The organism is Parasediminibacterium sp. HNIBRBA5674 (assembly GCF_056745525.1).
In genome coordinates, this window is record NZ_JBQWIE010000021.1 from 18,921 (window position 1) to 31,827 (window position 12,907).

Annotated in this window: 12 protein-coding genes; 9 read left to right on the plus strand and 3 right to left on the minus strand. The window is 36.8% G+C overall.

The window, feature by feature from the left end; all coding sequences use genetic code 11:
- From ACT9TX_RS11360 to ACT9TX_RS11375, 4 genes are all read left to right on the plus strand, one after another.
- Positions 1-1,272 carry a WcaI family glycosyltransferase gene (locus ACT9TX_RS11360; RefSeq protein WP_481338411.1) on the plus strand — a complete coding sequence of 424 codons (1,272 nt, stop codon included), beginning with the start codon at positions 1-3 and terminating at the stop codon, positions 1,270-1,272.
- A 251-nt stretch (positions 1,273-1,523) separates the two neighbouring features.
- The gene (locus ACT9TX_RS11365) at positions 1,524-2,825 is read left to right on the plus strand and encodes a UDP-glucose dehydrogenase family protein (protein ID WP_481338412.1); all 1,302 of its coding nucleotides are present in this window, start codon (positions 1,524-1,526) and stop codon (positions 2,823-2,825) included.
- 652 nt (positions 2,826-3,477) lie between these two features.
- Complete coding sequence (locus ACT9TX_RS11370) at positions 3,478-4,476, plus strand: UDP-glucuronic acid decarboxylase family protein (RefSeq protein WP_481338413.1); 999 nt, start codon at positions 3,478-3,480, stop codon at positions 4,474-4,476.
- A 234-nt stretch (positions 4,477-4,710) separates the two neighbouring features.
- Positions 4,711-5,448 carry a tyrosine-protein phosphatase gene (locus ACT9TX_RS11375; protein WP_481338414.1) on the plus strand — a complete coding sequence of 246 codons (738 nt, stop codon included), beginning with the start codon at positions 4,711-4,713 and terminating at the stop codon, positions 5,446-5,448.
- Positions 5,449-5,598: 150 nt separating this feature from the next.
- Here the strand turns inward: ACT9TX_RS11375 and ACT9TX_RS11380 are convergent, their stop codons facing one another.
- Positions 5,599-6,648, minus strand: coding sequence for a 3-oxoacyl-ACP synthase III family protein (locus ACT9TX_RS11380; RefSeq protein ID WP_481338415.1), 1,050 nt, complete (start codon positions 6,646-6,648; stop codon positions 5,599-5,601).
- Positions 6,649-6,973: 325 nt separating this feature from the next.
- Here ACT9TX_RS11380 and obgE point away from each other — a divergent pair, with 325 nt between their 5' ends.
- From obgE to rnc, 5 genes are all read left to right on the plus strand, one after another.
- Entirely contained in the window at positions 6,974-7,972 is a 999-nt protein-coding gene (obgE, locus tag ACT9TX_RS11385) for a GTPase ObgE (RefSeq protein ID WP_481338416.1), read from the plus strand.
- Positions 7,973-8,389: 417 nt separating this feature from the next.
- Positions 8,390-8,833, plus strand: a complete 444-nt coding sequence (locus ACT9TX_RS11390; RefSeq protein WP_481338417.1) for a hypothetical protein — start codon at positions 8,390-8,392, stop codon at positions 8,831-8,833.
- Positions 8,834-9,092: 259 nt separating this feature from the next.
- Positions 9,093-9,329: an acyl carrier protein gene (locus ACT9TX_RS11395; RefSeq protein ID WP_379015382.1), complete on the plus strand. Its 237-nt coding sequence runs from the start codon at positions 9,093-9,095 to the stop codon at positions 9,327-9,329.
- A 94-nt stretch (positions 9,330-9,423) separates the two neighbouring features.
- Positions 9,424-10,677, plus strand: coding sequence for a beta-ketoacyl-ACP synthase II (gene fabF / locus ACT9TX_RS11400; protein ID WP_481338418.1), 1,254 nt, complete (start codon positions 9,424-9,426; stop codon positions 10,675-10,677).
- 4 nt (positions 10,678-10,681) lie between these two features.
- Complete coding sequence (gene rnc / locus ACT9TX_RS11405) at positions 10,682-11,389, plus strand: ribonuclease III (protein WP_481338419.1); 708 nt, start codon at positions 10,682-10,684, stop codon at positions 11,387-11,389.
- A 2-nt stretch (positions 11,390-11,391) separates the two neighbouring features.
- Here the strand turns inward: rnc and ACT9TX_RS11410 are convergent, their stop codons facing one another.
- Positions 11,392-11,838, minus strand: coding sequence for an N-acetyltransferase family protein (locus ACT9TX_RS11410; RefSeq protein WP_481338420.1), 447 nt, complete (start codon positions 11,836-11,838; stop codon positions 11,392-11,394).
- 110 nt (positions 11,839-11,948) lie between these two features.
- On the minus strand, positions 11,949-12,905 hold the full coding sequence (locus ACT9TX_RS11415; protein WP_481338421.1) for an FAD-dependent oxidoreductase: 957 nt from the start codon (positions 12,903-12,905) through the stop codon (positions 11,949-11,951).
- Between the last annotated feature and the right edge of the window lie 2 nt (positions 12,906-12,907).

A 12,907-nucleotide genomic window follows, 5' to 3' on the forward strand; every position in this document is an offset into this window, starting at 1 on the left:
ATGAGTATCTCGAAAAAAATCCTTTTAATATCCTATAACTACGAACCTGAACTAACGGGTATAGGTAAGTATAATGCAGAAATGTGTAAATATATGGCTGCAAGCGGTCATGTGGTAAAAGTTTTAACGGCTTATCCTTATTACCCTAATTGGCAAGTATTTGAAGGTTATACCAACAAAGGCTACAAAAAAGAAATGATTAATGGTGTACAGGTCATTCGATGCCCATTTTATATACCAGTTAATCCCACTGGTGCAAAACGTATTTTACAAGATTTCAGCTTTTATATCAGTACGTTATTTGTTGTTATTTGGCAGATAGTAAGGTTTAAGCGATTTGATATTATTGTTACACCATCACCAAGTTTTATGTGTGGTTTTCATGGTTTGTTGCTGAAGCTGTTTAGACCATCTACCAAATTTATTTACCATATTCAAGATTTGCAAATAGATGCTGCCATTGATTTAAACATTATTGAGGAGGGTTGGCTACAGCGCTTACTCGTAAATGTAGAACGCTTTATATTAAACCATGCTACTGTAGTTTCTACCATCTCTACGGGTATGCAACAAAAGGTTTTGGATAAAAAAACAAAGCTTACCAACGTTTTACTATTTCCAAACTGGGTAGACAATACTAGAATATTTAAAACGCAGCCTGACCCGGCTATTATTGCTAGTTTGGGTATTCCATTAAACAAGAAAGTTTTTTTCTACTCTGGTGCCATAGGTGAGAAACAGGGGTTAGAGATTATTTTAGAAGTAGCCCCAAATGTGGCGAAGCAATGTGAAAATGTTGTGTTTGTGATTTCTGGTACGGGGCCTTACAGAGAGAAACTGAAGCAAGCAATAGTTGATAAGTGCATAACGAATATTCTTTTTATTGATTTACAGCCCATACCTGTTTTTAATCAATTGCTTAATTATGCTTACTGCCATTTGATAGTACAAAAAGAAAGTGCTGGCGATTTATTGCTACCTTCGAAATTAACGAATATTTTAGCGGTTGGAGGTTTAAGTATTGTAACCGCCTTAAAAGGCACTAGTTTGTATGACGTAATAGATACTTATAAAATGGGTGTTTTGATACAGCCAGAAAATGTGTTGGTATTTGAACAGGCGATTGTGGCATTGGCTAAAAATAATCATACAATTAAGGCTAGTATTTCTGAGAATGCAAGCAAATATGCATCTACTTATTTGAATAAGGCTAATGTTATTGATCATTTTATGGAAGCAATAGCCCCCTCAATCCCCCAAAGGGGGGATTAGGAAAGAGGTGTAAGTTGGCGCTTCGCTTTTGGGTGTTGCTCGCAGATTTCGCTGAATGGCGCTGATAGGTAAAGTCAAGTTGAGTGGAGATTGTTTTCCCGTTTTCGGGACGAGTAGTTCTTCGCAATGATGAGGTAAGATTCTTTGGAACTCAGAATGACAAGTTATTATTGATTATTTATTTTTCACAAGTCGCTTCAGGTTTTAATGCTCCTTTTGGGGAACTGAGGTGACTACTAAAATACATATTTATGAAAATTGCAGTTGTAGGTACAGGCTATGTAGGCTTGGTTTCAGGTACTTGTTTTGCAGAAACTGGTAATAAGGTAACTTGTATAGATATTGATCAAAGCAAAGTAGATAAACTATCTAGTGGTCAGATTACTATTTATGAGCCTGGTTTAGAGAAGATTTTTTTACGAAATTTGAATGAGAAGCGATTGACGTTTACAACATCGCTAGCTGATGGTGTAAAAGATGCTGCCATTGTATTTTTAGCATTGCCTACACCACCAGGTGCGGATGGTAGTGCTGACTTGAAATATGTACTAGGTGTGGCCAATGATTTGGGTAAAATAATGACTGACTATAAAGTAATTGTAGATAAAAGTACAGTGCCTGTAGGTACTGCACAGAAGGTACACAATGCCATAGCAGCTAACTATACAGGTGAATTTGATGTGGTAAGTAACCCTGAGTTTTTACGTGAAGGGGTAGCTGTAGAAGATTTTATGAAGCCTGACAGAGTTGTGATAGGCGTGAATAGTGAAAGAGCGAGGCAAGTAATGGCTGAATTATATGCCCCTTATGTGAGACAAGGGAATCCTGTGATTTTTATGGATGAAAAAAGTGCTGAATTAACTAAGTATGCGGCTAACTCTTTTTTAGCTACTAAGATTTCTTTTATGAATGAAATTGCACAATTGTGTGAGCGACTAGGTGCAGATGTGGATATGGTGCGTAGAGGTATTGGTAGTGATGATAGGATTGGTAAACGCTTTTTATTCCCCGGTATTGGATATGGCGGTAGCTGCTTCCCTAAAGATGTACAAGCCTTAATTAAATCATCTGAAGAAGTAGGTTATGATTTTCAGATATTAAGAGCTGTAGAAGATGTAAATGAAGCTCAAAAGCTGCATTTAATACCTAAAATAAAGGCATATTTTAATAATGACATTTCTGGTAAACATTTTGCATTGTGGGGGCTAGCTTTTAAACCCAACACCGATGATATACGAGAGGCGCCAGCTTTATATTTAATTGATGCTTTGGTAGCTTCTGGTGCTACTGTTTCAACTTATGACCCTGAAGCAATGCCTAATGTAAAGGCGATTGTTGGTAATAAAATATCGTTTGTTGAGAACCAATATAGCTGTTTGGATAATGCTGATGCACTAATTATTGCTACAGAATGGGCTGAATTTAGGACACCTGATTTTGATATTATTACCGAGAAATTGAATAATAAAGTTGTTTTTGATGGTAGAAATTTATTTGATAAACAACAAATGAAACAACTTGGCTTCCATTACGAAAGTGTAGGGAGGCCGTAGGGAAAGGCAGGAAGATATAAGGCAAAGAGGCAGGAAGTGAGGGAAACAGTAGACTGTTAACAGACAGTGAAGTTTTTACACAACTAATATAACTATTTTTTTAAGACAATATAAAGAACGGCATAAAGCAATAAATAGATTGCTTCATTCCTCGCAATGACGATGAGAAAGGGCGATAAAGGAAGGCAAAGAGGCAGGAAGTGAGGGAAACAGTAGACTGTTAACAGACAGTGAAGTTTTACACAACTAATATAACTATTTTTTTTAAGACAATATAAAGAACGGCATAGAGCAATAAATAGATTGCTTCGTTCCTCGCAATGACGATGAGAAAGGGCGATAAAGGAAGGCAAAGAGGCAGGAAGTGAGGGAAACGGTAGACTGTTAACAGACAGTGAAGTTTTGCACAACTAATATAACTATTTTTTTAAGACAATATAAAGAACGGCATAAAGCAATAAATAGATTGCTTCGTTCCTCGCAATGAGGATAAGAAAGGGCGATAAAGGAAGGCAATGAGGCAAGAGGAGATGACAAGGCAGATAGGCAAAAAGGGTAATACAGAAATAAAAATTATGAATTAATAATTGAGAATTATCAGGAATGAATAATTGTAGATAACTGATAGTTACTTGTACAAAAATAAACTTTTATGCATACTAATTTAGACAAAACAACAGCAGTTAAGGGGCGTGTATTAGTAACTGGTGCAGCTGGATTTTTAGGTTCACACTTGTGTGACCGATTTATTAATGAAGGCTATCATGTAATAGGCATGGATAATTTAATTACTGGCGATTTAAAGAATATTGAACATTTATTCCCATTACCAACATTTGAGTTTTACCATCATGATGTGTCTAAATATATCCATATACCGGGTGAATTAGATTATATCCTACATTTTGCTTCGCCGGCAAGCCCGATAGATTATTTGAAAATTCCTATTCAGACTTTAAAAGTTGGTTCATTAGGTACGCATAATTGTTTAGGCTTAGCAAAAGCCAAAAATGCCAGAATTATCATTGCATCTACTAGTGAAATATATGGTGATCCTTTGGTACACCCACAAACTGAGGAGTATTGGGGTAATGTAAACCCTATTGGCCCAAGGGGTGTATACGATGAGGCAAAACGCTTTCAAGAGGCTATTACTATGGCTTATCACACTTTTCATGGTGTAGAAACAAGAATAGTGCGAATATTTAATACTTATGGGCCTAAAATGCGCCTAAATGATGGCAGAGCTTTGCCTGCGTTTATTGGCCAAGCATTGCGTGGTGAAGACTTGACTGTGTTTGGTGATGGAAGTCAGACACGTTCTTTCTGCTATGTAGATGATTTGGTGGATGGCATTTACCGTTTGCTAATGAGTGATTATGCGTTTCCTGTAAATATTGGTAATCCTGACGAAATATCGTTGTTAGATTTTGCAAAAGAGATATTGACATTAACTGATTCATCGGTTAAAATTTCATACAAGCCTCTGCCAAAAGATGATCCTAAGCAACGCCAACCAGATATTACTAAAGCAAGAGAAATTTTAGGATGGTCGCCTAAAGTAAGTAGAGCAGAAGGCTTGAAAACAACTTATGAATACTTTAAAAGTTTGCCTAAAGAAGAACTGTTTAAATTGCCGAAGCAGTTTTAGCCCCCTCAATCCCCCCGAAGGGGGAAGCAGTAAGCATTTCACCACAAAGGCACATAGGATATAGTCAAAGAGGCAGGAAGTTGGAAAATAGTCGGCCGAAGAACGTCAACAGACGATAGAAATATATTTTAAATAATACAATACCAGTAAATTTTTTTATTGGTATTTTTTTTGCTTATAACAGTGTTAGGAATGTAATTTTACATTTTGCCATTTTTTTGATAATATTCGAGTATGCTATTTTCTTTCGGTAAACCTAAACCTGTAACACCTGATTTGTCTTTTCTCATGGTAGATATGCACTCGCATTTATTGCCAGGTATAGATGACGGCTTGCAAACCATTGAAGACACTATTGATTATATGAAAGCTTTGCAAGCAGTTGGGTATAAAAAATTTATTTGCACACCACATATACTTTCGGGGGTTCATAATAATAGCCCAGAAACTATTTTACCCAAATTGGCATTGGTGCAAAAAGCTTTAAAAGATGCAGGTGTTGCTGTTGTGGTAGAAGCTGGTGCTGAATATATGATTGATGATACTTTTGAGCAATATCTAAAAGAAGGTAGGCAACTACTCACTTTTGGTCAGAATCATATTTTGGTTGAAATGAGTTATATGTTAGAAGCTACTAACTTATATAATGTATTATACGATTTAAGTATTAAAGGGATGCAGCCAATTTTGGCACACCCTGAACGTTATAATTACTACCATAACCAATTTAAAAAATATCAAGACATTAGAGATAGAGGCGTGTTTATGCAAGTAAACTTATTATCACTCTCTGGCTATTATGGCAAATATGTAAAACAAACAGCCGAACGATTGATTAAAGAAAGAATGGTTGAATTTATAGGTACTGATATGCACCATGCTAATCACTTAAAAGCAACACAGGACTATGTAACTAGTGCTGAATTTTATAAACTAACAAAGGATATTAAGTGGCTGAATAATACGCTGTAAAAGGCAAAGCGTATTAAGGCAAAGAGGCAGGAAGGAAAAGAGATTGCTTCGCTTCGCGCAATGACGGGTAGGCAGAAAGCCATAAGGCAAAGAGGAAAAAGAAAACTGTCGCAAAAGGGAATAGAATCTAAAATTCTATTCCCTTTTTATTTACCACCTCAACAAAGCACTAGCCCAAGTAAAGCCGCTACCAAAAGCTGCTAAACATACTAAATCGCCTTCTTTAATTTTGCCCACTTCAAAGGCTTCGCATAAGGCAATAGGTACACTAGCAGCCGTGGTGTTGCCATACTTCTGAATATTATTAAACACTTGATCCTCTCGTAAACCTAGCTTCTGCTGTACAAACTGCGCAATGCGCAAGTTGGCTTGATGCGGTATTAACATATTAATGTCGCTTGGTTGCAAGCCATTTGCTTGTAAGGCTTCTACAATTACTTCTGGAAATTTTACCACTGCTTTTTTAAATACGCTTGGTCCATCCATATATGGAAAATTTTGTGCAGAGTCAATCATTTCGTGGCTCATAAACATCTCACCAATTTCAGCTTCAGGAAAAGTGGCATAGTTTTTTGCCGCCCAATGGTTAGCATGTGTACCAGGATTGTACATGGCTAATATTTCTGCGCTCTCACCATCGCTATGTAAATGGGTACTTAAAATACCTTGATTTTCTTGTTCAGTAGGTTGCAGTACCACAGCACCTGCACCATCACCGAAAATCACACTTACATTTCTACCTCTTGTACTAAAATCTAGCCCAAAAGAGTGCTTCTCGCTACCTATTACCAATATGTTTTTGTACATACCAGTTTTTATAAATTGATCAGCAACGCTTAAAGCATATACAAAGCCGCTGCATTGGTTTCTAATATCTAGTGCGCCTATTTCTCTCATTTTCATGGCACGCTGTACCAGTACACCACAGCCCGGAAAATAATAGTCGGGAGAAAGAGTTGCAAATACAATAAAATCAATGTCTTGCGGTGTAATGCCAGCCCGTTGTATAGCAATTGTGGCTGCCTCAACAGCCATTGTAGTGGTAGTTTCTTCTGTGCGGTGTGCGTAGCGACGCTCCTTAATACCAGTACGTTCTTGAATCCATTCGTCATTGGTTTCCATGTACTTGGTAAGGTCGTTATTGGTAACTATATTATTAGGTACATACATACCTATCCCTGCAATTTTACTTAGTGGCATTTACAATCGTATTTGTTTGTTAAAACGAAAATAAGTGAAATGTGCGCTATGCTTGTTTTTATTTGCCGCTGATTTTGCTAAGCCAAAGTTTGCCACAGAGGCACAAAGACACAGCGGTACACAAAGAAGAATTGAACGCTTACTCGTTTGAAGTGTAATAAAGAAATTGCTAGCAGATTTCGCAAATAAGCCTAGCGTTTTAGTGTCACATAATTCTTAAGCTATCTTACCATAGTAATCGGTGTGTTTGTTTTAATTCCCTGAGGGATTGAGGGGGCAGTTTTTACGCTACCTTTGCAAACGTTTTACTAAATACTTACAACACGTGTCAGAAAAGAATTTCATAGATTATATACGCATTTTTGCAAGAAGTGGTCATGGTGGTGCCGGGCAAACGCATTTTATGCGCAACAAATTGACCGCAATGGGTGGGCCAGATGGTGGTGATGGTGGTAGAGGTGCACATATTATATTGCGTGGCAATGCTAACTTATGGACGCTTTTGCACCTTCGTTATTATAAAAATGTATTAGCAGAAAATGGTGAGAATGGTAGCAAGAGTAATTGCACTGGTAAAGATGGTGCCGATATATATATAGATGTCCCTTTAGGAACCATTGCACGTGATGAAGAAACTGGCGAGATAGAGGCTGAAGTGTTAGAACATGGGCAGGAAATAATTTGGTTACGTGGCGGTCGTGGTGGTTGGGGTAACCAACATTTTGCCACATCTACTAACCAAGTGCCTGAGCACTCGCAACCAGGTGAGCCAGGTGTAGAAGGCTATAAGAATTTAGAGCTAAAAGTATTGGCAGATGTAGGTTTGGTGGGTTTTCCTAATGCTGGTAAATCTACTTTACTATCTGTAATTACAGCGGCAAAACCTAAAATTGCCAATTATGCATTTACTACTTTGGTACCTCAGTTAGGTATGGTAGAATACCGTGATGGTAAGAGTTTTTGCATAGCAGATTTGCCAGGTATTATTGAAGGTGCTGCCGAAGGTAAAGGCTTGGGGCATCGTTTTTTGCGCCATATTGAACGTAATTCTTGCTTGTTATTTTTAATTCCTGCAGACAGCAACGACCATAAACGTGAATTTGAGGTATTGCTAAATGAACTGGAAGAATACAACGAAGAAATGCTGGAAAAAGATTTCATTATTGCAGTAAGTAAAAGCGATATGCTTGATACTGAATTGAAAGAAGCCATAAGTAAAGAGTTGCCAGCTGATGTACCTCATTATTTTATTTCTTCAGTTACTAATACTGGTTTGGTAGAACTAAAAGATGCCCTTTGGAATATTTTGAATAAACCCGTTTAGATGGGTTTAACACATAGATATATAGTTAGGAATACGAGCATATAGATTATTTATAATTACTTGTTGAATCATTTTTAGAAGTATTAAATACTTTAAAATACTATTTTTAATACAATTTCTATGTTTTTTAGCTCTTTGCTATATGCCTATGTGTTCAAATAACCCATATTAAGAAAGTGTTACGAAAGCGTTTGCGTAAATTTACGTAAAACTTAGGGTTACTTTTTATCTCTCTTAGGTATTAAGAGTAACATTAGCAGATTTTAAAAAAGGTTTTACCCTCTCTTCAACGATATGTCTTGTCTGCTAGCAATGAAACACTTCTGCTGATTCAGCTTTTGCTTCGCTGTATTTTCTACTGTTTTGCTTGACTTGTGAATGATAATTTTATTATTAAATTTTTAAATTGAAACAGTTATGAACATGCAAACATTAAACAACATCGCAAAAAGAATTGTAGTAGCAAACATATTGGCAGTAGCCCTTTTCTTTTCAGTACAAGCTAAGGCTAACTCTATTATTACAAAAACTTCAGAAAATATCGTTTTAGATAGTTCATCAGCTTACAAACTAGACCTTATTTATGTAGGTAACAGTGCAGAGGGTTTAGAATTTGATGTGAGATATAATAACTTAAGCGGTAAGTATTTTTCTTTTGTAATTAAAGATGAAAATGGCGATGTTTTATTTGAAGAATCGTATAACAACAAAGCATTTTACAAAAAAGTGCAACTGCCAGAAGTAGGTGATGTAAAAGTACTAACGTTTACTATTTTAAACGAAAAGAACAAGATTGTACAAACAAAAGATGTAAAAATATCAACCAACTTGGTACAAGATTTTTTGGTAAAAATTAACTAAGCATCTTTTTTTAATTAAAATTATCCTGTTAAAAATATAAGTAATGGCAACTTTTTAAAAGTTGCCATTACCTTTTTTATGATGATACACAAGTAAGTATTTGATTACAAGTTCTCTTTTACATACAAAATGGGCATAAAGCATCCCTTTGATGTTAGTAACCAATATAAATTTTCCCATTCTGAAACAAAATTCATTTAAAAACTTGCGGTTTTACCAAAAAGTATATTTTTGCACCCGTAACTAAAAAATAATTACAATGTCAGACATCGCAACAAGAGTGAAAAAAATTATCGTTGATAAATTAGGAGTTGACGAAGCAGAAGTTACCACAGAAGCTTCTTTTACCAACGACCTCGGTGCCGATTCTTTGGATACCGTTGAATTAATCATGGAATTTGAAAAAGAATTTAACATTTCAATTCCAGATGAGCAAGCTGAAACCATCACTACCGTTGGTCAAGCAGTTGCTTACTTAGAAGAGAACGCTAAGTAGTTTTCACTCGCTTTTCTTAAAGAATAATTTAAAATCCGCCTTACTTAGGTTTAAGCCAAGGTAAGGCGGATTTCTAACTTAAAGGCTTTCCTATATGGCACTTAAAAGAGTAGTAGTAACAGGTATTGGTACATTAACACCAATAGGCAATAATTTAGACGATTACTGGAACAATTTGGTGAACGGTGTATCAGGTGCTGATAAGATTACACTATTTGATGCCTCAAAATTTAAAACACAGTTTGCTTGCGAGGTAAAAGGCTTCGATCCTGTAAACTACATGGATAGAAAAGAAGCTAAGCGTATGGATCGTTTTGCACAATTATCTATTGCTGCAAGCGATATGGCTGTGTTTGATAGTGGCATTTCTAAAGAAAATGTAGATGTGGATAGAGTGGGTGTCATTTTTGCAAGTGGCATTGGTGGTATCAATACCTTTCAAGAAGAGGTAATGAATTTTGCAAAAGGTGATGGAACACCTCGTTTCAATCCTTTCTTTATACCAAAAATGATTTTAGATATAGCTGCAGGGCAAATATCTATGCGTCATGGTTTTAGGGGGCCTAACTATGCTGTAGTAAGTGCTTGTGCTAGTAGTACCAATGCAATGGTATCTGCGTTAGACACTATTCGCCTAGGTAGAGCCGACGTAATATTATGTGGTGGTGCTGAAGCCGTTATTTGCGAAGCAGGTGTTGGTGGCTTTAATGCCATGAAAGCCATGAGTGAGCGTAACGATGACCCTACCTCAGCTAGCAGACCTTACGATAAAGACCGTGATGGTTTTGTAATGGGCGAAGCTGCTGGTGTATTAGTATTTGAAGAATACGACCATGCTATTAAGCGTGGTGCCAAAATATATTGTGAAGTGGCTGGCGGCGGTGCTACTGCTGATGCTTACCATTTAACAGCCCCACATCCTGAAGGATTGGGTGCAAAAAATGTGATGATTTCTGCACTGCAAGATGCAGGTATGAAACCAGAAGAAATTGATTACATTAATACACATGGTACTTCTACACCGCTTGGTGATGTAGCCGAAGTGAAAGCGATTACCGACGTATTTGGTGCGCATGCTTATAACTTAAACATTAGTAGCACTAAGTCTATGACAGGCCATACTTTAGGTGCTGCAGGTGTAATAGAAGCTATTGCTTGCATACAAAGTGTGGTGCATGATATTGTACCGCCAACGATTAATCACTTTACAGATGATCCTGATTTAGACAGCAAGCTAAACTTTACTTTTAATACTGCACAAAAACGAATTGTAAACGCAGCATTGAGTAATACATTTGGTTTTGGTGGTCATAATGCTTGTGTAATAGTTAAAAAATACGTGGCATAACGTGGTGGAAATACTAAAAAGATTACTAAAAAAATCAACCACCCAATCATTTGAAGAGAATGTAAAAAATACTTTAGGCATAAAGCCTACTAACATGGGTATTTATTACACCGCTCTTAGCCATCGTAGCGTAAAAGATACACCCGAAGAAAATAACGAACGTCTAGAGTATCTAGGCGATGCTGTTTTGAGCGCTATTGTAGCCGACTACTTATTTAAAAGATACCCATATAAAGGCGAAGGTTTTTTAACCGAAATGCGTAGCAAAATGGTTAATCGTCAGCAATTGAATGATATTGCTGTGAAAATGGGTTTAAAGAAGATTACCCTTTTCAATAAATTCGATAATTCGCTGCGTAACAGCCAGATTTTTGGCAACACCCTTGAAGCGGTTGTTGGTGCTATCTATTTAGATAAAGGTTACCGTAAAACGCACCAATGGGTGCTAAAGCAAATAGTTATCCCTCACATGTTTGTTGATGACTTAGAACTCGTAGACATCAACCTTAAAAACAAACTGATAGGCTGGGCCAGCAAAAATGGTAAAGTACTCACCTTTGACCTTGCTGAAGAAAAGCTAGAAAGTGGCAGACGCATTTTTATTATCAATACCGTTATTGATGGCGAAGTAATTACCCAAGGTAAAGGCTTTAATAAAAAAGACGCTAGCCAAATAGCTGCGCAAACTGCGATAGAAAAATTAGGTTTGTAGCATTAGAAATCAATAATGCCATTCATCCATTCTGGGTCTAATGTGGCGTTATATTTTTTGTAGAAATTCATAGCAGGCTCGTTCCAATCAAGCACTTGCCAGCACATGCGTTTGAAGCCTCTGTTTTTAGTTTCATTCATTACTGCTTCAAATAACAACTTACCTATCCCTTTGCCACGCATTTGTTCTGTTACTAGTAGGTCTTCTAAATAAATACACTGACCTTTCCAGGTGCTATAACGAATATAATACAGCGCAAAACCTTGTACTACTTGTTGCGCATCTTCTGCCACAAAAGCCCACCAAACAGGATTTTTACCAAAACCACTTTCTTCAAAATGATCTAGCGTTACTATTACCTCATCAGGTGCTTTTTCGTACACAGCTAGTTCTTGAATTAATTCTAATAGTCTTTTACAATCTGCTTTTACGGCTGTTCTTAGTTTCATAACACGAATTAAAGATAAATGCACGAATTACACGAATGAAGGTAGTTGCACGGATTTTTACAATTTCACGAATTACACGAATTTCTATCAGGGTAAACTTTTATTCCCCTTTAGGGGTTAGGGGCTGCTTGGGGTTTCACCAATTGCAATACCGCTTCTGCGCAGCCAAATGATAAGGTAAAACCACTACCACCATGGCCATAGTTATGAATAATATTGGTATTAGCTTCTTTCTCTAATCGCACTGTTTCTCTAAAAGGCCGTAAGCCTGCCCAATTACCGATGATGCGTTTGTGCTGCAATTCAGGAAATACATTGCTTGCTTTTGCCAACAACTGTTTTAGCGTTTCTGGCTCAGTGGTTTCAATGCCTACATGTTCTTCGTAAGTACCGCCAATAATGGTAGCATCTTGCCTTGGTACAATATAGGTAGGCGTATGATTGTCTAGAAAAATAGCATTGGGAAAACCTGGCTCTACCAACAATACTTGACCACGTACAGGAAATATGCTACTATCGTTGCATAAGGTACTTGCGCCCAAACCAGCACAATTCACCACTACATCATAAGATAGACCGACTGTTTGTAAATCAGTAATATTGGCTTCTTTAAATACAACACCTTTGTCAGTTAAAATGCGTTGTAAATAAGGCAGAAATAGTTGTGTTTCTACCAATGGTACTTTGGCCTCAAAGCCTTGTTTGTAGCCATTTGGTAATTGCTCAGTTGGCACTTCTTTACAAGTATTTTCAGGCATAAAAGATATCCATCTTTCATCATCAACAATGCCTTCTTTAATGCCTTTAACTATTTTTATAAAACTAATGCCACTTGCAGCGTCAGCAGATAAATCTTTAAAATATTGATAGCTTGTTTCTACCCAATTAATAGCTCTTTCATCGCCACGAACGTGGTAAGGAAACCAAAATGCTGCTGCTCTATTTGAGGTAATATTTGGTGAAAATGCTTTTGCCAACACTGTTACTTCAAAGCCATTATTTACCAAAACATAAGCGGTAGATAAGCCACTAATACCTGCACCAATAACTGCTATTTTTTTACCCATTA